Origin of the sequence: Sulfuriferula sp. AH1 (assembly GCF_002162035.1) — a bacterium.
Classification (GTDB): domain Bacteria; phylum Pseudomonadota; class Gammaproteobacteria; order Burkholderiales; family Sulfuriferulaceae; genus Sulfuriferula.
The window spans coordinates 1,045,106-1,066,477 of the sequence record NZ_CP021138.1 but is presented as its reverse complement, the minus strand read 5'-3'; the positions used below and the strand labels follow the sequence as shown (position 1 = coordinate 1,066,477).

Genomic DNA, 21,372 nt, shown 5'->3' with positions numbered 1-21,372 from the left:
GAATTGCGGTAAAATTAGCATACTTTAATTTTATTGAGCATGGTAACTATGAACCCCCATAATTTGTTCAGTTCCCTAACCGAATTCAACTTAGGGAACGGCGCACGCGGACAAATGTATTCGCTACCCGCACTCGAAGCTGCCGGCGTCGGCAAGATCTCGCGTCTGCCAGTTTCCATCCGCATCGTACTTGAAGCCATCCTGCGCCACTGCGATGGCAAAAAAGTCACTGAACAGCACATCCGCGAACTCGCGAACTGGCAGCCGAACGGCAAACGTACCGAAGAGATCCCGTTCATCGTCGCCCGCATCCTGTTACAGGACTTTACCGGCGTACCATTACTGGCCGACCTCGCAGCGATGCGCTCCGCCACGGCGAAAGCGGGCAAAAACCCCAAGCTCATCGAACCGCTGGTGCCGGTGGACATGGTCGTCGATCACTCGGTGCAAGTTGACGTTTTCAACCAGCCTGACGCATTACAGCAAAACATGCAACTGGAATTCATCCGCAACCGTGAACGCTACCAGTTTCTGAAATGGGGCATGCAGGCATTCGACACCTTCAAGGTCGTGCCGCCCGGCATCGGTATCGTGCATCAGGTCAACCTCGAATACCTGGCGCGCGGCGTGATGGAAAAAGACGGCGTGTATTATCCTGATACGCTGGTCGGTACCGACTCCCATACCACGATGATCAATGGCCTCGGCATCGTCGCCTGGGGCGTAGGCGGCATTGAGGCAGAAGCCGGCATGCTCGGCCAGCCGGTGTATTTCCTCACCCCCGATGTGGTCGGCGTCAACCTCAAGGGCAAAATCCGCGAAGGCGTCACCGCAACCGACGTGGTGCTGACCATCACCGAAATGCTGCGCCGCGCCAAGGTTGTCAGCAAATTCGTCGAGTTCTTCGGCGAAGGTGCCGCCGCCCTGTCATTGCCCGACCGCGCGACCATTGCCAATATGGCGCCCGAATACGGCGCAACCATGGGCTTCTTCCCGGTCGATGAGGCCACTTGCGCTTATTATGCCGCTACCGGCCGCAGTGCCGAGCAAGTCGCCACTATCCGCAATTATTTCCAGGCGCAGGGCTTGTTCGGCATCCCCGCCGCTGGCGATTGCGATTACTCCGAAGTGCTGGAGCTTGATCTGGGCAGCGTGGTGCCTTCCGTCGCCGGCCCACGCCGCCCGCAGGACCGCATCGAGCTCGGTCACGTCAAGAGCAAATTCGCCGAGCTGTTCGCCAAACCGGTCAGCGAAGGCGGCTACGGCAAGGAAGCTGCCGCTCTCACCCAGCGCGTGCCGTACGATTCAGCCACACTCGGTCATGGCGATGTGGTGATTGCCGCCATCACCTCATGCACCAACACTTCCAACCCCAGCGTGATGCTGGCAGCCGGCTTGCTGGCGAAGAAAGCCGTCGCCAAGGGCCTGACCGTACCGGCCCACGTCAAGACTTCATTAGGCCCCGGTTCGCGCGTCGTCACCGAATATCTCAAGGAAGCCGGCCTGCTCGATGCACTGGGCGATGTCGGCTTCAAGCTGGTCGGCTACGGCTGCACCACCTGTATCGGCAACTCCGGACCGCTGCCGGCCGCCATCGAGTCTGCCATCGTCGGCAACGATCTGGTCGCAACGTCGGTGTTGTCCGGCAATCGCAATTTTGAAGCGCGCGTACACCAGAACGTCAAGGCCAATTTCCTGATGAGCCCGCCGCTGGTGGTGGCTTATGCGCTGGCCGGCACCATGAACAAGGATCTCGGCACCGAACCGATCGGCACCGGCAAAGACGGCCAGGCCGTGTACCTGAAGGACATCTGGCCCAGCCTGGAAGAAGTCGCCGCAGTCATGGGCACCGCCACCAATCCCGACACCTACCGTGCCATGTATGCCGACTTCACGGCCAACAACCCGCTGTGGGCGGCCGTTCCGGCACCGGTCGGCAGCGTGTACGAATGGGACAATGCCTCCACCTACATCCAGCAACCGCCGTTCTTTGACGGCGCAGCAGGCGACAGTGGCGTAATCCACGGCGCACGTGCACTGGCAGTATTCGGCGATTCGGTGACCACCGACCACATCAGCCCGGCAGGCGCCATCAAGCCGAGTTCGCCGGCGGGCCGGTTCCTGCAGGAACACGGCGTGGACAAGGCCGACTTCAACAGTTACGGCGCGCGGCGCGGCAATCACGAAGTAATGATGCGCGGCACCTTTGCCAATGTGCGCATCAAGAACCTGATGTTACCCGGTAGCGAAGGCGGCATTACCCGTCATCAGCCGGACGGCGAGGAAATGGCAATTTACGATGCCGCCATGCGCTATCAAGTTGCAGCCACGCCATTAATGATCTTTGCCGGCGAAGAATACGGCACCGGATCTTCCCGCGACTGGGCGGCAAAGGGCACGCGATTGCTCGGTGTCAAGGCCGTCGTTGCCAAGAGCTTCGAGCGCATCCACCGCGCCAACCTGGTGGGCATGGGCGTGCTGCCATGCCAGTTCAAGGACGGCATGGGTGCCGACACCTTGCAGCTGGACGGTAGCGAAACCTTCGACCTGCTCGGGCTGGAAAACGGCATCACCCCGCAGCAGGATGTGCAACTCATCATTCACCGCACCAATGGTACGACTGACACCGCGACCGTAAAACTTCGCATCGACACTCCGATTGAAGTGGATTACTACCAGAGCGGCGGCATCCTGCCCTTCGTGCTGGCTCAACTGCTAGGGAGCTGAAAACATGTCCGACCTTAACGATCCCCGCGTATTCTTTGCCGCTGAACGCACCTTGCTGGCATGGAATCGCACCAGCCTGACACTGATGGCATTCGGCTTCGTGGTGGAGCGTTTCGGTCTGTTTCTGCACATGCTGGCACCACAAGCGGCGCAGGCATCCAAAGCACTGGAACGCGGCGTTTCGTTCTGGGTGGGAATGGGTTTCATCCTGCTCGGCAGCGCACTGGCGATACTGGCGGTAATACAATATCGCAGTGTATTGCGCACGCTCAAACCCATAGAGATCCCTGACGGCTACTGGGCCAACATGGCCGCCATCAGCACCTTGATACTCGCCGGCCTGGGCATTGCGCTCTCGACCTACCTGTTCGCCGGCCTAAAATAAATCCAACACATACATACAACATGACTCGCAAAATCCTCGTAACTTCGGCTCTCCCTTACGCCAACGGCGCCATCCACCTCGGCCATCTGGTCGAATACATCCAGACCGACATCTGGGTACGCTTCCAGAAAATGCAGGGGCACGAATGCTACTATGTGTGTGCTGACGACACCCATGGCACGCCGATCATGCTGCGTGCGGAAAAGGAAGGCATTACTCCGGAAGCCCTGATAGATCGCGTCCACGGCGAACATCTGCGCGATTTCACCGGCTTCCATGTCAATTTCGACAGCTATCACTCGACCAATTCCACAGAAAACCGAGAACTTGCCAGTCGAGTCTATCTCAACTTGCGCGACGCGCAGCTGATCGAACGTAAAACCATCGAACAGTATTACGACACCAGCAAGGAAATGTTCCTGCCCGACCGCTTCATCAAGGGTCAGTGCCCGAAATGCGGCGCGCAGGATCAATACGGCGACAGCTGCGAAGTGTGCGGCGCGACGTATTCGCCGACCGACCTGATCAACCCGGTATCCGCCGTATCCGGCACGCCACCGGTACGCCGCGAATCCGAACATTACTTTTTCAAGCTCGGCGACTGCGCCAACTTCCTGCGCGAATGGACACGCTCCGGCGCGCTGCAGAACGAAGCCGCCAACAAGCTCGACGAATGGTTCTCCGCCGGCCTGCAGAATTGGGACATTTCGCGCGACGCGCCGTATTTCGGTTTCGAAATACCCGATGCGCCGGGCAAATATTTCTACGTATGGCTGGATGCGCCTATCGGCTATATGGCCAGCTTCAAGCATCTCGCCGCCAGCAAACAACTGGATTTCGATGCCTGGTGGCAACCGGATACCGACACCGAGCTCTATCATTTCATCGGCAAGGATATCCTCTACTTCCACGCGTTGTTCTGGCCGGCCATGCTCAAGAATGCAGGCTACCGCACGCCGAACGGCATCTTCGCGCATGGCTTCCTCACCGTCAACGGCGCAAAAATGTCCAAATCACGCGGCACCTTCATCACTGCCGAGAGCTATCTCGCCAGCGGCATGAACCCGGAATGGCTGCGCTACTATTTCGCCGCCAAGATCAACGGCAGCATGGAAGATCTCGACCTCAGCCTCAGCGACTTCATCGCCCGCGTCAACAGCGATCTGGTCGGCAAATACGTCAACATCGCCAGCCGCACCGCGGGTTTCATCGCCAAGCGTTTCGGCGGCAAGCTGGCCGACACCTTGCCGACTTCCGAGCTGCTCAACGAGCTGCAGCACAGCGCCACGCTGATCGCCGAATGCTACGAAAGCCGCGATTTCGGCCGTGCCTTGCGCGAGATCATGCATCTCACCGACAAGGCCAACCAGTACGTCAACGACAACAAACCATGGGAAATCGCCAAACAAGGCGGCGAAGATGCCTTGCTGCACGAGATATGCAGCGTCAGCATCAACCTGTTCCGCCTGCTCACGCTCTACCTCAAGCCGGTGCTGCCGAAACTGGCCGCCGATGTCGAGCAGTTCCTCAACATTCCGGCGATGACCTGGGCGGATGCGAACACCTTGCTGGCCAAGCACACCATCAACACCTACACTCACCTGATGACACGCGTCGATCAGAAGCAGATCGATGCAATGATCGCCACCAACATCAGCGAACCCATACCTGCAGCCCCCATTCCGGAAACCAGACCCGCCATGAATATCGCCCCTATTAGCGAACTGATCAGCATCGACGACTTCAGCAAGATCGACTTGCGCGTCGCCAGGATCGCCAACGCCGAACACGTGGAAGGCGCAGACAAACTCATCCGCCTGACGCTGGACATCGGCGAAGGCACCACCCGCAACGTCTTTGCCGGCATCAAATCCGCTTACGATCCGGCTGCACTCATCGGCCGCATGACCGTGATGGTCGCCAACCTCGCGCCGCGCAAAATGAAGTTCGGCTTGTCCGAAGGTATGGTACTGGCCGCCTCCGGCGACACTCCGGGCCTGTTCATCCTCAGCCCTGACGAAGGCGCAACACCAGGCATGCGGGTTAAATAGCAGAAACATTGCCCGCGAAGGGCACGAAAAGCACAAAAAATGACATTTATCCCCTCCCGACCCGCTACCTGGCTGCCTGCTCTGCTGTTGCTGCTGGGGTTAGCAGGTTGCGGTACCTTGCCGAAGCAACCTGAAACCGCTCCGCCAATAGCGGCACGACCCGCCCCTAAAATCGCGCTGGTGCTGGGCGGCGGCGGTACCCGCGGTTTCGCCCACATCGGCGTCATCAAGGCGCTGGAAGCGCAAGGCATCGCGCCAGGCATCATTGTCGGCACCAGCGCCGGCGCTGTGGTCGGTTCGCTCTACGCGTATGGCTACAACGGTTTTGAATTGCAGACGCTCGCCATCCAGATGGAGGAACAATCGGTAATAGACTGGGTCTGGCCTGATCGCGGCATATTCAAAGGCGCCGCCTTGCAGAAATTCATTAACGATGCAGTCAAACAGACGCCCATAGAAAGACTCAAGCGTCCCTTTGCTGCAATCGCTACCGATTTAGGCAGCGGCGAGATCATGGTGTTCCGCACCGGCAATACAGGACAGGCAGTACGCGCCTCCAGTGCGGTGCCTGGCGTCTTCCAGCCGGTCACCATCCTCGGCCGCAGCTATGTGGACGGCGGCCTCGTACGGCCGGTTCCAGTCAGCGAAGCACGTGCGCTCGGCGCCGATTTCGTCATCGCCGTGGATATTTCCAACAAGCCGAAAAGCAATACGACCGCAAGCACGCTGGATGTACTGATGCAAACCTTCGATATCATGAGCCAGAGCATCAATCGCTATGAACTCCCCAAAGCCGACATGGTCATACGCCCGCGTACGGATGGTATTGATGTCAGCAGCCTGGACGGACGGCACATTGCCGTGCTGGAAGGCGAAAAAGCCGCAGCGGCCATCATGCCCGAACTCAAGGCAAAATTGGACAAACTGCGCAAAATGCGCTGATACTTGCAACTGCACGCTACAAAGCTCCCTGGCGATTCTCAATCAGCACAGACCCTATGCCATGACCACCACCATCATCGCTCCCGATTTCACTGCATTGGATCAGATATCACGCAAACTGCAAGCGCACGGCTATGGTGTATTGAGTCCATCCGGCGTTTGCGAGCTGGCGCATTGCGAGCCGGCGGCACTGGAAATAATTAAGCCTGGTTGGGACGATCTGCCGGTTGACAATTTCCTGCGCGACGGCGGCCGCTACCGGCGACGCAGGCATGCCAGCTTTATCGTAAACGGGGCGACAGTCACCCAGACCCCGCACCGTCCGCATTGGCAGCCGCTGGAATACAATGCGCTGCATGGCGGCATGCAACGTTTGTTCGAACCGATAGCGCCCGCCACGATTAACCAGCCGGTATGGTCGCCGCTGTTACAGGCTATCGGCGGCATATGTTCCAGCCTCAAAGGCGCGCAGCCCTGGTATGTCGAAGCTCACCAGTTCCGCATCGATACCAGCAATGGCATAGGCCGCCCTACGCCCGAAGGCGCACATCGCGACGGCGTGGATTTTGTCGCGATCCTGCTGGTAGCGCGGGAGCACATCAAGGGCGGCGAAAGCCGGATATTCGAAGCCGACAGCTCGAATGGCCAGCGTTTTACCTTGATGACACCGTGGACCCTGCTTTTGCTCGACGACGAACGCGTCATCCACGAATCCACCCCCATACAGCCCACCGCCGAGGATGGCCACCGCGATACCCTGGTGCTGACTTACCGATCAGGCGGATTTCAGGAGCAGCCTTACTGATGGATGATGCGCGACATTGCAGCAGGGATTTTCAATCATCCCAGTCGTCCCACTCGACCTTGTTCTCCGCCAGATAGCGGCTAACGGCCTGCCCCACCGTCGGGAAAAAGCTCTCGATACCGATCTTGTTGAACAACCCGTAATGTTTGAGCCGGTCCTTGACCGGGCCTTTCATGCCGGCGAAGCACAACTCGATATCCGCCTGGATCAGCATCTGATCCAGATCGGCCAGCATATCCGCTGCGGTAGTATCGACATCCGTCACCGGTTCGGCCACCACTACGACCCAGCGCGCTGGTGTCGGAGCATTCACTACGGCAAGCAGCACATGCTCGCGGAATATCTCGGCATTGGCAAAAAACAGCGGCGCATCCCAGCGGAACAATACCAGCCCCGGAATCTGTCGCCCCTCGGGATGACGCGATATATCATGGTAGCCTTTCATGCCGTCGACGCGGCCCAGGACGGCATCGTAAGGCCGCCAGGCGCGCCAGACAAAAGCCAGCAACGCCAGCCCGACGGCAATAAAGATGCCTTGAATCACGCCCAGCAGTATCACACCAAAGAAACAGGCCATGGACAGCGTAAATTCGCCGCGGCGCAAATGATACAGATGCAGCAGCCCGGCAATCTCGACCAGCCCGAAACACGCGAAGATCACCACGGCGCCCAGTGCCGCATAAGGCAAGTCCTGCAACAGCGTCGGCGCATAAATCAGCAACAACGCGATACACAGCGCACCGACGATACCGGCGAGCTGGGTCCTGGCCCCCGCCGATTCAGCCACCGGCGTGCGCGACGAGCTGCTGGTGACGGGAAATCCCTGAAACAGGCCGGTAGCGATATTGGCCATCCCGAGCGCGATCAGCTCCTGATTGCTATTCACCTCATAGCTGCCGCGCAAGGCGTAAGTGCGCGAGAGCACACTCAAATCGGCAAAGGACACCACCGCAATGGCCACGGCGCCCGGCAACAGACTATTGAATTCGCTCATTGAAATACCGCCAACATGAAAGGCGGGCAAACCTTGCGGCAGCGCTCCCACGACAGCGATGCCCAGCTGAGCGGCAAGATCGAAATACCATACCAGCAGCGTCGCGCCGACCACCGCAATCAATATCCCCGGCACTTTGGGCAAGCGATGCTTGAATGCCAGCATCACCAGCAGGCTGCCCAGTCCGATTGCAACCGCTCCCCAGTTGATCAGCCCGTGCTGCAAGCCGAGCACTAGGCCGTGGCTTTGCTGCAGAACGCCGTCGCCCGTCACTGCAAAGCCGAAAATTTTGGACAACTGGCCGACCAGAACCGTCAGCGCGATACCGTTGAGGTAGCCGTAGCGGATCGGTTTTGAAATCAGCTCGGTGATAAAACCGAAGCGAATGAAACCCGCGAGCAGACACAAGGCACCGGACATGATCGCCAGCATGCCGGCCAGCAGCACGATTCGATCAGGGCTGCTGGCCGCCAGCGGCAAAATGGCAGCGGCAATCAATGCGGAGAGTGCGGAATCAGGCCCCAGTACCAGAATGCGGCTGGGACCGAACACCGCATAAGCGACAAGCGGAATAATAGTAGCATACAGGCCATAAATGGCAGGCAAGCCGGCTGCGACGGCATATCCCATACCGACAGGGAACAGGATTGCGGTCAATACCAGTCCTGCCAGTATGTCCTGTGACAGCCACCCCAGCCGATAATTGCGCAGCACGGCAAGGCCGGGCATCCAGCGCGCCAGGCCGCCAGGCTGCGTTTCATGGAAAAAGGAATTAACGGGAGAATCCGGATCGGTCATCGCTACAAATCCCTATTAAGAGGCGTATCCAGGAAAACCATACCAGCATTCAAGCACACAAGTCGGACAGGCGGGTTTGAGACCTCTGCACGATCGGCACATACGGCCTTTAACAGACTCCCGTAATTTTCCTGATATCCAGCCCCCATTTAGCCACGTCCTCCACGCTTTCGATGACATCCTGCGTGCGCGACATGTCAACCAGTTCCATGGCAATAAACGCGTTCGAGCGGCTGGAAAAGAATACCTTCACGATAGGCTTTAACAGGCTCCGATTGGACTGGTCGGTCACCACTGCCAATCGGCCCGACTTCAGTTTAAGCAGCGTACCCACAGGATAAATCCCTACAGTTTTTACAAACGCCTGGAACACCGCCTGATCGAAATGACCATCCTGCCATTCCGCCATCTTGCGTAATGCCTCGGCTGGCGCCCAGCCTGACTTGTAACAACGATTGGAGGTAATCGCATCATACACATCGCACACCGCGCCCATCCGCGCTGCCATGCTAAGTGCAGGAGCGGATAGCCGATCCGGATAACCTGTGCCGTCCACGCGCTCATGGTGGTGCAAGCAGACATCCAGTGCGACCTCATCCACTCCCGAAGAAGCTTTCAGCATTTCCCAGCCTCTTGTCGAATGGGTCTTGATGATTTCGAACTCCTGCTCGGTCAAACGTCCGGGCTTGTTCAATACATCTTGAGGGACGGCCATCTTGCCCACGTCATGCAACAATCCGGCCATGCCCAGGGATTTCAGCGCATCGCCTTCCATGCCCATCTGTTTGCCCAATGCGATCATCAGCGCACACACTGCAACGGAATGCAGATAAGTGTAATCGTCCTTGTTCTTCAATTTGACGAGATTGAGTAGCGCACCGGAATTACGGGAAACCGACTGGCTGATTTCATCCACCAGCGTGGATATCTCGCCGATCGGCAGTGCTTTGCCCATACGCGCTTCTTCAAACATCGAAATGACTGCCTGTTTGGCCTTGTCCCGCAATTTTTGGGCCCGCTCCAGCTCCTGTTCCAGGGACACGCGTTCTTCTGTTTTTTGCAGCTGCGTCGTTGCTTGCAGCAACACGGCTTGCGCTTGTCTCTCAGCTTCCTCAGCGGATACTTCCTGCACCGGAGATGCGACATCCAGTCCTTTCGAGGTATCAATCCACACTTCTCGAATCCCGCTTTGTTGCAGTGCCGCCAAATCCTTCTTGTCCCCAAGCTTGAAGGAAGTCTTCCAGAATGGGTGGTCCATCCAGCTCCCGCACAGCTCATCGATATACATACCCATACGGATATCATGCACGCTAATTTTCTTACGCATAACGCTGCCCCCATCTCGCAGCAAAACTTGCCGGTTATTATTTTTCAATCACATCATTAGGCGATGAAGACCGCCTGTATGATTTGTTGCCTCTGGCATAAGTTTATGCCAAATCGGCACGACCATCCCTAATTCTTTTCCGCGAGCGGACATGCTGCGGCTGTGGTCATACCTGCTCATCCACGCCGCCAATGCTCAAGCTTGATCTGCAACCGGATCTGACCGTTGTAATGATTCAGCTCAGGCTGATAAACCGCATGGATAACTGCAGGCAGCAACTCCGTGCGATTAAACAGGATGCTGTCAAAGCGTCGCCCCCCGCTTTCCAGCTGCAATTTCAGATGCCTGTCTTTGAGGATACGCTGCTGCGCGACCCGGAATTCGCCATCAAAACTGGGAGCAGGGAACCCCTGGCCCCACACTTGCGCATGAATCACCTGCGCAAGTTCAACATTGAGTTCATTCGGCGCCAGACTGCCATCGGTAGGAATCGTCCGTGCCAGATCAGCCGGGCTTAACAGGCCTTGCACCGTCTGCTCGAACAGACTGACGAACTCGGCGAAATCCGTCTCGCGGATGGACAAACCCGCAGCAGCGGCGTGTCCGCCAAATTTCAAAATCAGATTCGGCGCCCGCTTGGAGACGATATCCAGCGCATCGCGCAGATGCAACGGTCCGATGGAACGGCCAGAGCCTTTGATTTCGCCGTTATTGCCGCGGGCAAAGCAGATCACCGGCCGATGGAATTTGTCCTTGAGCCGCGACGCGAGGATGCCAATGACGCCCTGGTGCCAATCCGGGTCGAACATGGCCAGACTGTAACTCTCGGTAGTGGTGATATGCTCCAGGCTGGCCAGGGCTTGCGCTTGCATATCGGCTTCTATGCTGCGACGTTCGGCATTGAGGGCATGCAGGCGTTGCGCCATGATTTCGGCAGCAGCATCGTCCTCGCTCAACAAGCAGGCAATGCCCAGCGACATGTCTTCCAGACGTCCGGCGGCGTTCAGCCGCGGCCCGATCATGAAGCCCAGATCGGCGGCAGTGGCGGTGGCGATAGGCCGGGCAGCCGCATTGAATAATGCCCGGATGCCGGCACAGGCACGTCCCTGACGCATACGGCGCAAACCCTGTTCGACCAGAATGCGGTTATTGTCATCCAGCCTGACCACGTCGGCGACCGTCCCCAGTGCTACGATATCGAGCAAAACGGCCAGATTCGGCGCTACTCGATCGGCGAACGCACCGCGCGCCTGCAATTCAACGCGCAGCGCCAGCAATACATAAAACATGACTCCGACGCCGGCCAGATGCTTGCTGGGGAACGGGCAATCCGGCTGATTGGGATTGACGATCAACGCGTCAGGCAAGCTGTCGCCGGGCAGGTGGTGGTCGGTGACCAGCACCTCGATACCCAGCGCCTGCGCTGCCTGTACGCCGGCAATGCTGGCGATGCCGTTATCCACGGTAACGATGATGTCAGGATGCTGCTGTGCTGCGAGCTGAACGATCTCGGGAGTCAGGCCATAACCGTATTCAAACCGGTTCGGCACCAGAAACTCCGCCGTCAGCCCCAGCAGACGCAACCCGCGCACCGCGACGGTACACGCGGTCGCGCCATCCGCATCGTAATCGGCAACGACCAGAATGCGCTGCTGACGATCGACCGCATCGGCCAGCCGCGCCGCCATTGCGAGAATGTTCTTCATCGTCCCGAAGTGCAGCAGACCCGATAACCCGGTATCCAGTTGATCGGCCTGCTGTATGCCGCGTGCGGCGTATATCCTGGCCAGAACCGGATGTACGCCGGCAGCGCTCAGTTGTTGCGCATGTTCAGCCGGGAATTCGCGCACGACGATATTGGCTTCGCTCATTCGACCACGCGCACATCAGTCACGAAATATTCGGTTTCGGCAAAACAGCTGGAAGGCACGCCCTTGTGCTGTTCATAATCCAGACTCACGCGCTTGCCCAAATTTTTATTGATCTTGTCGGCAACCGTATCGTCAATCACGGTAAAATCAAATTTTTCGCTCATGGTGCCGGGCATGGAAACCATCGCCAACTCGCCTTCCCAGGTTTTGCAGATCCAGCCTTTTTTGGAAAACTTCTGTACATAGCCGGCACGCTCGCCGGATGAATAGGACCAATGCAAAACCACCCAGGTGTAAACGGCGAACAGCAATACCGGAACCAGGATAAAACCGGCCAGCCAGCGCCATAAAACAGGACGTTGCATCATTCACTCCCTCTATATTATTAATTCAGTCATTCTAACCCAAATGCCTCTTACCTCGCTCACCACCATAGATATCATCCGTCACGGCGAACCCGTTGGCGGGCGTAAATACCGCGGCCAGATCGACGATCCGCTCTCGGAAAAAGGCTGGATGCAAATGCGCAACGCCGTCGGCAGCTTTGATAAATGGCAGCACATAATCAGCTCGCCCTTGTCGCGCTGCCATGAATTCGCGCTCAGCCTGGCACAGCAGCACGATATTCCGCTGAGTCAGGAGCCTCGACTGCGTGAGGTGGGCTTTGGCGCATGGGAAGGTCTGACTGCCGCCGAGATCAGCATCAACGATGCCGACCTGCTGTTCAATTTCAAACGCAATCCGGTCGCCTACCGCCCTCCCGGTGCGGAAACCATAGCGGATTTCTATCAGCGCGTGAGTCTGGCATGGGATGAACTGGCAGCCCGGCATGATGGACAGCATTTACTTGTCGTCTGTCATGCCGGCGTCATCCGCATGATCCTGGCCCATGTATTAGGCATGCCGGCTGCCAACGCTTATCGCATCCAGGTCGGCAGCGCCGCCATCTCCCGCATCACCATAGAGCGACGCGGCACGGATAGCCATGCGAATCTGATGTTTCATGACGGCAGCCTGATAAAAAACAATTAGCATCAGGCAAGCCGGTGCTATCATTATAAAAATGGAGGCATGATGGAACCGACCTCATCCGTAAAAGAATCGAAAAAAGAACGCAATATCAACACCAATGCCAGCGAACATGATCGCACCGCTACGCATGTCCTGCCGATAGCCACCAGCGGCAACAAATCCCGCCAGGAAGAAATTCTTGATCGTCTGCTGATGCAGCAGCCGATCTACGACAAATCAAGGCAGATAACGGCGACCGAACTCAGCCCGCGCATACGCCTTACCTACCCCGAAGACCGGAAAAACGCCAGCCAATTGCGCCAGAGTGATGACACCACGGTGATCGCCGGTGTATTTTCGTTGACCGAAGACGGCAAGCAGCCGCGTCAGCCATTGCTCGTCAGCATCGATGCTGCGACTTTGCTGTCCGAGGATATCAGTTATTTGCCGCCGCGCCATGTCGTTTTCGCGCTGGACATTGATGCGAACCACCTCACGCCCTTGCTGCCAAAACTCAAGCAGCACCAGAAAAACGGCTTTCGCATCCTGCTCAATTACCGCTACGGTGCAACCATTCCCTCTGCCATATGCGGCCTCATCAAACAGGCGCGGCTGGATGTCGGCTCGCTCAATGCCACGGAACTGGAAACCGCCGCCAGCACGCTGCGTCATCACGGCATGCAGACCTTGATCGCATCCAATATACGCTGCCAGGAAACACTGGATTTATGCATCAAGCTGAAATTCGAGGAATTTCAGGGCAGCTATTTCGATCACGAGCCTCCGCTGACGACCAGACCTGCCGAAATCAGTCGTCTGCGCTTGCTCGAGCTGATGGATCGCGTGCTTGCCCGCCACGATTTGGCTGAGCTCGAAGCCCTGATCAAACTCGATGCGCGACTCGGCTACCAGTTGATCGCCTATACCAACACCCTGGACGACAACGGCAGCACCATCGGCTCACTGGCCCAGGCATTGCAACTGCTCAAACATGATGGCCTGTATCGTTGGCTCACATTGCTGCTGCACACCAGTGTAGACGCCAGTCCGCATACGCTGAACCTGCTCAAGTGCGGACTGAGCCGGGCTTTCTTTCTCGAAGCCATGGCGCACAAGAGCCTGCAACGAACCGACCCGCAAGCCATGTACCTGCTGGGACTGTTATCCGTCATCGACAAACTGACCGGCTTCCCTCTGCCCCAGCTTATCGCTCCGCTCAGGCTCAGCCCTGATATCCACGACGCACTGCTCGAACACAAGGGCATCAACGGACTGATGCTCATTCTGACGCGAGCTGCCGAGAATGGCGACCAGGGTCCTCTCGAGGATTACGCAGCGCGCTGCCTGATCAACCCGGTTGAAGTCAATCTCGCCATGATCAACGCCCTGGTAATAGCGGAAACCGCCGGCTTGTGACACGGCTCGCCAGAAACCCGGTCACGGGTGCTAAAATACCCCTTTCCGCTCATGGTTAAACAGCATGACACCCATTCTCGCCTTTAACATCATCACCATTCCCGACACTGAAGGTTTGCGTACCGTGTATGGTACCGGCGCACACGCCAACGCAGAACAGCTCGCCGAAATCGCCTTCCAGCAGGGGCGCCAAAGCCATGTACAGGATCACCTGCCGCTGCACCTGCATCGCATTGCCGCGATTGCCTGCGCCGTGCGCGATGATGAACATTTCCATATCCGTTCGTTGGGCACGCCGAACGAGACCGAAGCCATGCTGATCCAGCATCTTTTCGATGCAGTTGAAAAATACAAGCCGCAGTCGGTGTCATGGAATGGCGCCGGATTCGACCTGCCCCTGCTCGGTTATCGCGCCCTTATTCACCAACTCAGCGCCCCTCGCCAGTGGGATGTCAGCAAACGCGAGCAGCATGTCAGTCTGGTAAACGAACTGTCCTGCCATCAACCGCAAGTCCGGGCGTCGCGCTACGACATCGCCCGTTTGTGCGGCCTGCCTGCCACAGCCGACATCGAACCCAATCAGATATGGTCAGACTGGCGGGCAGGCAAACTCGACCAGATAAGACAACGCAGCGAAATCGACGCACTCAATACCTACCTGATTTACTTGCGTTTCCGGCACCTGCGCAGCGCTATCACGCCGACCCAATACGAAGCCGAATGTAAACTGGTGAAGAATAGCCTGATTCAGCTGGATACGCCGCAGTGGCATGAATATCTCAGTGTTTGGTGATGGAATTATTGGCATGCATAAAGAATATAAAACATGCCGCCATTCATGGGCAGCCGTTATCTGAAAGCCAGGCGATACTTGCTATCGTGTCTCCCCAAATAAACGTCAAAGATACATTACAAACAAAATCACCGGCGCACATCAACCACAACACGCCCGCGCACCTTTCCTTCCAGCAATTCACTCGCTGCTGAAATTGCCTCAGACAGACCGATTTCCCAGGCGATACTGTCCAATTTGGCAATATCAAGATCACGCTCAAGACGGCTCCATGCCTCCTGCCGCACTGACAGAGGCGCCATGACGCTGTCGATACCGTAGAGTGTTACACCACGCAGGATGAAAGGGGCTACCGTTGAAGGGAAATCCATACCACCGGCCAGACCACAGGCAGCGACAGCACCTCGGTACTTGGTTGTCGCGCACGCATTAGCCAAGGTATGGCTGCCTACGGTATCGATGACCCCAGCCCAGCGTTCCTTGCCAAGGGATTTACCTTGGGTCGAGAGTTCATTACGGGGGATGATAGAGCTTGCACCGAGCCTGCTGAGATAATCCGCTTCGGATACACGTCCAGTAGATGCCGTCACCTGATAACCCAGCTTGGCAAGAAGCAGAATAGCCACACTACCTACACCCCCACTGGCACCTGTAACCAGAATCTCTCCATCCTCCGGCTTGATGCCATGTTTTTCCAGTGCCAGCACACAAAGCATGGCCGTGTAACCGGCGGTGCCAATGGACATCGCCTGACGGGCAGTAAATGTTCTTGGCAGGGGAAGCAGCCATTCACCTTTGATTCTGGCAACTTCGGCCAAGCCACCCCAATGTGTTTCTCCGACCCCCCATCCGTTTAAGATGACACAGTCACCTTGTTTCCAAGCAGAATGGGTACTCTCGATCACTGTTCCGGCGAAGTCAATGCCTGGTACCATCGGGAAGCGACGAACAACGGGAGATTTGCCAGTAATTGCGAGGCTATCCTTGTAATTGAGCGTAGACCAATCGACACGAACCATGACATCGCCTTCTGCAAGCATAGCGTCGTCGATATTTTGCAACTGGGCCAGATAACCAGTCTCGCCTCTGGTAATAAGGATTCCTTTGAACATGACGTTTCCTCTTTATGGAATTGAATCAGACCGGTCAACTATAAATTAACCCTGCCAAAATCATGCACGATGTTGCCACAATGGCATTGTGCCTTTTAGTTTGTGTGTAACCATGCCTGCTATTCTACGATCTAAAATTAGAGCGATTTGCAGTTTTAATATCTGTACTCATCCAAAAAACCATCCACCTGCTCCTTCAACAACAATTCAATATGTTCATCCAGGCAATCCAGCATCACAGCATCGGCCATGCTGCGCAACCAGGTAAGCTGACGCTTGGCTAATTGACGGGTGGCGAAGATGCCACGATCACGCATTTCATCGTAGCCATACTCACCTTCCTGATACGACCAGACCTGACGATATCCGACACAACGCATGGAAGGCAGATCGGGATGAAGTTCGTAGCGCTCGCGCAAGCCGGTTAGCTCTTCGAGCAACCCCATGCCCAACATGGCATCAAACCGCTGCGCAATACGCTTATGCAAAACCTGCCGATCAGATGGCATTAGCGCCAGCGGCAGCACTCGATAAGGCAATGCCGCCTCACGGCCTTGCGCCCATGCTGCCGACATCGGTTTGCCGGTTAAACGTACTACCTCCAACGCGCGCTGGATGCGCTGACTGTCAGTTGGCTGCAACCGCGCAGCCGTCATCGGATCGACTTGCGCCAGGTCATGATGCAGGGCCGGCCAGCCACGTTCAGCCGCATCACGCTCAATTTCGGCGCGCAGCCCGGCATCGGCTTGTGGCAGATCGGACAAGCCTTCGCGCAATGCCTTGAAATACAGCATGGTACCGCCCACCAGTAACGGCACACGACCGCGCGCGGTAATATCGGCCATCAACGGCAATACATCGGCACGAAACTGTGCTGCTGAGTAAACTTCGGTAGGTGCGATCAAATCGATCAGGTGATGCGGCGCTGTCGCCAGCGTCGCCGCATCCGGCTTGGCCGTACCGATATCCATGTCACGGTATACCAATGCCGAATCCACGCTGATGATTTCCAGAGGAAACGTTCGCGATAGCGCAACGGCGGCGGCGGTTTTACCCGAAGCGGTCGGCCCCATCAACAGGATCGCGGGTGGCAACATTGTATCGACGTTATTTGATTCGGCCATGATTTACATAAAATTCAATAAGTTAGTTAACATTATACCACACCGGGAGTACGGCTAATCCTTGTCTCGCACCCTTGTTTTGATTACACTTCGGGCTCTTACAGCTTTATCTCAGCCATCATGGATATACTCGAATTAGCCGGCTACGCCCCGCTCAAACAACTCATGGAGTCAGCTCAGGCGGGCGATGTTAACGCGCAATACAATCTGGGCGTTCTTTATTTCGAAGGCAAGGACGCACCGCAGGATTATATGGAAGCCGCCAAATGGTACGGTGCGGCAGCCGACCAGGGCGACAAGCAAGCTCAGTTCAATCTGGGTTTGATGTTTTATCGCGGCATCGGCTTACCGCAAAACTACGAATATGCCTACCAGCTATTTGAACAGGCGGCGAATCAGGGCGATGAACGCGCCCGGCTCGGCATGAGCGCGATTTTAACCGAAGCACCGCCGGACATCGCTGCCAAAATTAAATCCATTTCACACAATCAATTAAACTGAATCGCTCATCATGCAAATCGGAACCCCGCTCTCCCCGCCGCCACTCGCGTCATGCTGCTAGGCAGCGGTGAATTAGGTAAAGAAGTCATCATCGAACTGCAGCGCCTGGGCGTGGAAGTCATCGCCGTCGATCGCTATGCCAATGCCCCCGGGCATCAGCTCGCCCACCGCGCCCATGTCATCGACATGACGGATCGCGCTGCGTTGCGCGCATTGGTGGAACAGGAACGTCCGCATTTCATCGTGCCCGAAATCGAAGCCATTGCAACCGATGAATTACAAGCTATAGAGCAGGCCGGCTTGAGCCAAGTCATTCCGACCGCACGTGCGACCCAGCTCACGATGAATCGTGAAGGCATCCGTCGGCTGGCTGCCGAAACGCTGGGACTTCCCACCTCGCCCTATCGCTTTGCCGACAGTTTGGGTGCACTGCGCGATGCTATCGACTCACATATCGGCTTCCCTTGCATCGTCAAGCCGGTGATGTCCTCCTCCGGCAAAGGACAGTCCTTCCTGAAAAGCGCTGATGACGTTGCAACGGCTTGGGAATACGCAGCCAGCGGCGGGCGTGTCGATCAGGGTCTGGTCATAGTCGAAGGCGTCATCAACTTCGATTATGAAATCACCTTGCTCACGGTGCGCGCCATCGGCGCCTCGGGTGAAGTGGAAACCAGTTTCTGCGAGCCTGTCGGCCACATACAAGTCAAAGGCGACTATGTCGAATCCTGGCAACCGCAGGCGATGTCTGCCACGGCATTGGCGCGAGCGCAGAATATCGCGTTGCGCGTAACCGAAAATCTCGGCGGGCGCGGTTTGTTCGGGGTTGAGCTATTCGTCAAAGGTGATAATGTGTGGTTTTCCGAAGTTTCGCCACGTCCGCACGATACCGGCATGGTCACCATGTGCAGCCAATACCAGAGCGAATTTGAGTTGCATGCACGCGCTATCCTCGGCCTGCCTGTCGATACCCGCTTGCGCGAACCCGGTGCATCGGCAGTCATTTATGGCGGCATGGATGCGGATGCCATTGCATTCAACGGCGTTGCTGCTGCGTTGAATGTACCACGCAGCAGTATTCGCCTGTTCGGCAAGCCGGCTTCATTTGTACGCCGGCGCATGGGCGTGGCGCTCGCCTGCGCAGAAAATGCCGACGAAGCGCGTACACGGGCCAAACTGGCAGCCAGTCTGGTCACTACCAGCAAGGTCTAAGCCATTAGCAGACAAAGGGTTTTACACGTTACCCACATTATCTGTGGATAACTTTGTGGGTAACGTGTTCACCAAGCCGTTAAGTTCCGCGCTGATAAGGCTTTTTATTTGTAGCTTATTTTTTATTTCGAAAACATATTAAATATAAACATACACTTAAAAATACTTCCTAATGTCAAGTTTCAGTAAGAAAAAATCTTACCTAGTGTTCCCATCTGTGGAAAATCCTTGACATGGCACCATAAAAAAAGGTGAAATTTCACTGGCGAGCGCTAAGTCCGTTGCCTATAAGGCTTTTTCTCAGTTACCCACATATTCTGTTGATAACTTTGTGGATAAAATGTTTAACAACGCGTTAAGTCTCACGCCAATAAGACTTTTTGGCGCCAGCTTATTTTTTATCACATTAGTTTATACATTTAAATCAACAAGTTAATAAACATGCTCGCCGTCAAGAACTTTTTAAAAAATCCGGATTAAATTTAAATTACTGTGGAAAAGACTTGACAATACCCACCTCATGCAGATGAATTTCACACCCACAATTCCTATACTGGCTGTCAGCGCCTTTAACCGCCTGATACAGCAAACACTGGCAAGCACAATCCCGCTTACCTGGGTTGCCGGTGAAATTTCCAATCTGACCCGCGCAGCGTCCGGGCATTGGTACTTCTCGCTAAAAGACACTACCGCGCAAGTACGCTGCGTCATGTTTCGCGGACGCAATCAATATGTAGACTGGCAACCTGAAAATGGCATGCAGGTTGAGGTACGCGCCACGCCCGGTTTATATGAGCCGCGCGGCGAATTCCAGTTACAGGTCGACACCTTGCGCCGGGCCGGGCTGGGCATGCTGTTTGAAGCGTTTGAACGCCTCAAGCGCCAGCTGGAGCAGGAAGGCCTGTTTGCCGATACCCGCAAACGCGCCATTCCGGCGATGCCGCGGCGTATCGGCATCATTACGTCGCCCCAGGCTGCGGCGTTACGCGACGTATTAACCACGCTCAACCGCAAAATGCCTGGACTGCCCGTCATACTTTATCCATGCCAGGTACAGGGCGCGACAGCTGCGGCTCAAATCGTTACAGCCTTGAATGCGGCCTATCAGCGTGCCGAATGCGATATACTCATCATCTGCCGCGGCGGCGGCAGCATAGAGGATTTATGGTCATTCAATGACGAAACCGTCGCTCGGGCAGTCGCAGCCAGTCCGATTCCCATCATCAGCGGTGTCGGACACGAAACGGATTTCACCATAACCGACTTCGTTGCCGATCTGCGCGCGCCCACACCTACGGCAGCGGCCGTGCTCGCCAGTCCTGATCGCAATCAGTTATTGCAATCACTGGATATGCTCCGGGCGCGCCTGATCCGCCAGTTACGCCACAGTCTGTTCCAGCAACAGCAACAGCTGTCTCACCTCGGGCAGCGCCTTATTCATCCCGGAAAGAAACTGGGTGCCCAGCAAGCGCAGGCCAATCACCTCGCCAGCCGTTTGCGCCACGCTTATCAAAGCGCCAGCCAGCAACGTATCTGGCGGTACCGGCAGCTCGTGCAGCGACTAAAACACCAGCTTCCCGATCCTGGCATTTATATACAGGCATTGCAGCAGCAGCAAAGCCGGCTGCAACTGGCCATGCACCATCAGCTGGCGCAACGGCTGACAGCACTGGATCGCATCAACAGCCACTTGAAACACCTCAGCCCGACTGCCGTACTTGCGCGCGGTTACAGCATGGTGCGCAATGAACAAGGCGACATCATCCGCGACGCCACTCAGATCAGCGTGCACGAAAAACTCAGCATCCATTTCGCTCACGACAGTGCGGATGTACAGGTAAGGAAATTACACGCATCCAATCGTTTGAAAAAATGACATTTTCTGGTTATAATGCAGTTCTTGCGAACGAAGCGCATCCTTCAGCCGAAGCGCTTCGCGATTTTTAATCTCATCAGGAGAAAAACATGGCTGTTACTGCCCAACAAAAAGCGCAACTCGTTGCAGAATATCAACACGCTGCAGGCGATACAGGCTCTTCCGAAGTTCAGGTCGCACTGCTGACCGCACGCATCAATGACTTGACCGAGCACTTCAAGGCCAATTCCAAAGATCACCATTCACGTCGTGGCTTGTTAAAAATGGTTAGCCGTCGCCGTAAATTGCTTGACTACCTGAAGCGCACCAACAATGACAGCTACCGTAATCTGCTCACCAAGCTTGGTCTGCGTAAATAATTATCAGGCGATAATCATCGTCTAAATACATACCGCCCCGCCCTTATGAACGCGGGGCGGTTTTGTTTGAA

General features: G+C 56.2%; 17 protein-coding genes and 1 pseudogene. 12 read left to right on the top strand and 6 right to left on the bottom strand.

Features of this window, described 5'->3' with window-relative positions; translation table 11 throughout:
• Positions 1-48 precede the first annotated feature (48 nt).
• The 5 genes from acnA to CAP31_RS05530 all read left to right on the top strand — a co-directional run bounded on the left by acnA (position 49) and on the right by CAP31_RS05530 (position 6,910).
• Positions 49-2,727 carry an aconitate hydratase AcnA gene (acnA, locus tag CAP31_RS05550; protein ID WP_087448275.1) on the top strand — a complete coding sequence of 893 codons (2,679 nt, stop codon included), beginning with the start codon at positions 49-51 and terminating at the stop codon, positions 2,725-2,727.
• 4 nt (positions 2,728-2,731) lie between these two features.
• Positions 2,732-3,112, top strand: a complete 381-nt coding sequence (locus CAP31_RS05545; RefSeq protein WP_087446627.1) for a YidH family protein — start codon at positions 2,732-2,734, stop codon at positions 3,110-3,112.
• Positions 3,113-3,132: 20 nt separating this feature from the next.
• On the top strand, positions 3,133-5,163 hold the full coding sequence (gene metG / locus CAP31_RS05540; protein ID WP_087446626.1) for a methionine--tRNA ligase: 2,031 nt from the start codon (positions 3,133-3,135) through the stop codon (positions 5,161-5,163).
• 39 nt (positions 5,164-5,202) lie between these two features.
• Positions 5,203-6,105 (top strand): patatin-like phospholipase family protein, encoded by a 903-nt coding sequence (locus CAP31_RS05535; protein ID WP_087446625.1) that lies wholly within the window; start codon positions 5,203-5,205, stop codon positions 6,103-6,105.
• Positions 6,106-6,166: 61 nt separating this feature from the next.
• Positions 6,167-6,910, top strand: a complete 744-nt coding sequence (locus tag CAP31_RS05530; protein ID WP_087446624.1) for a 2OG-Fe dioxygenase family protein — start codon at positions 6,167-6,169, stop codon at positions 6,908-6,910.
• Between the two features lie 31 nt (positions 6,911-6,941).
• Here CAP31_RS05530 and CAP31_RS05525 read toward each other — a convergent pair whose 3' ends face one another.
• The 4 genes from CAP31_RS05525 to CAP31_RS05510 form a co-directional block, all read right to left on the bottom strand.
• The gene (locus CAP31_RS05525; RefSeq protein ID WP_087446623.1) at positions 6,942-8,702 is read right to left on the bottom strand and encodes a SulP family inorganic anion transporter; all 1,761 of its coding nucleotides are present in this window, start codon (positions 8,700-8,702) and stop codon (positions 6,942-6,944) included.
• A 109-nt stretch (positions 8,703-8,811) separates the two neighbouring features.
• A complete protein-coding gene (locus CAP31_RS05520) occupies positions 8,812-10,029 on the bottom strand; it encodes an HD-GYP domain-containing protein (RefSeq protein ID WP_087446622.1) in 1,218 nt (405 codons plus the stop codon).
• Between the two features lie 176 nt (positions 10,030-10,205).
• Positions 10,206-11,900 (bottom strand): single-stranded-DNA-specific exonuclease RecJ, encoded by a 1,695-nt coding sequence (recJ, locus tag CAP31_RS05515; RefSeq protein ID WP_087446621.1) that lies wholly within the window; start codon positions 11,898-11,900, stop codon positions 10,206-10,208.
• Positions 11,897-12,268, bottom strand: coding sequence for a hypothetical protein (locus tag CAP31_RS05510; protein WP_369802443.1), 372 nt, complete (start codon positions 12,266-12,268; stop codon positions 11,897-11,899). Before CAP31_RS05510 ends, recJ begins: the two co-directional genes overlap by 4 nt.
• Positions 12,269-12,308: 40 nt before the next feature.
• Here CAP31_RS05510 and CAP31_RS05505 point away from each other — a divergent pair, with 40 nt between their 5' ends.
• The 3 genes from CAP31_RS05505 (at position 12,309) to CAP31_RS05495 (ending at position 15,120) form a co-directional block, all read left to right on the top strand.
• Entirely contained in the window at positions 12,309-12,932 is a 624-nt protein-coding gene (locus tag CAP31_RS05505) for a histidine phosphatase family protein (RefSeq protein WP_087446619.1), read from the top strand.
• A 39-nt stretch (positions 12,933-12,971) separates the two neighbouring features.
• Complete coding sequence (locus CAP31_RS05500; protein ID WP_157662662.1) at positions 12,972-14,327, top strand: EAL and HDOD domain-containing protein; 1,356 nt, start codon at positions 12,972-12,974, stop codon at positions 14,325-14,327.
• A gap of 64 nt (positions 14,328-14,391) precedes the next feature.
• Complete coding sequence (locus CAP31_RS05495) at positions 14,392-15,120, top strand: ribonuclease H-like domain-containing protein (RefSeq protein WP_087446617.1); 729 nt, start codon at positions 14,392-14,394, stop codon at positions 15,118-15,120.
• A 128-nt stretch (positions 15,121-15,248) separates the two neighbouring features.
• On the opposite strand, the gene CAP31_RS05490 is transcribed toward CAP31_RS05495, so the two are convergent.
• Together CAP31_RS05490 and miaA are read right to left on the bottom strand one after the other, a co-directional pair.
• The gene (locus tag CAP31_RS05490; RefSeq protein ID WP_087446616.1) at positions 15,249-16,232 is read right to left on the bottom strand and encodes an MDR family oxidoreductase; all 984 of its coding nucleotides are present in this window, start codon (positions 16,230-16,232) and stop codon (positions 15,249-15,251) included.
• Positions 16,233-16,387: 155 nt separating this feature from the next.
• Positions 16,388-17,356: a tRNA (adenosine(37)-N6)-dimethylallyltransferase MiaA gene (gene miaA, locus CAP31_RS05485; RefSeq protein ID WP_223247381.1), complete on the bottom strand. Its 969-nt coding sequence runs from the start codon at positions 17,354-17,356 to the stop codon at positions 16,388-16,390.
• A gap of 120 nt (positions 17,357-17,476) precedes the next feature.
• Between miaA and CAP31_RS05480 the strand changes: the two genes are divergently transcribed.
• The 4 genes and pseudogenes from CAP31_RS05480 to rpsO all read left to right on the top strand — a co-directional run bounded on the left by CAP31_RS05480 (position 17,477) and on the right by rpsO (position 21,301).
• Positions 17,477-17,857, top strand: a complete 381-nt coding sequence (locus tag CAP31_RS05480) for a tetratricopeptide repeat protein (RefSeq protein ID WP_087446615.1) — start codon at positions 17,477-17,479, stop codon at positions 17,855-17,857.
• 10 nt (positions 17,858-17,867) lie between these two features.
• A pseudogene (gene purT, locus CAP31_RS05475) lies at positions 17,868-19,066 on the top strand (formate-dependent phosphoribosylglycinamide formyltransferase).
• 526 nt (positions 19,067-19,592) lie between these two features.
• Positions 19,593-20,942, top strand: coding sequence for an exodeoxyribonuclease VII large subunit (gene xseA / locus CAP31_RS05470; RefSeq protein ID WP_087448273.1), 1,350 nt, complete (start codon positions 19,593-19,595; stop codon positions 20,940-20,942).
• Positions 20,943-21,031: 89 nt separating this feature from the next.
• Entirely contained in the window at positions 21,032-21,301 is a 270-nt protein-coding gene (gene rpsO / locus CAP31_RS05465) for a 30S ribosomal protein S15 (RefSeq protein ID WP_087446614.1), read from the top strand.
• Positions 21,302-21,372: the final 71 nt, after the last annotated feature.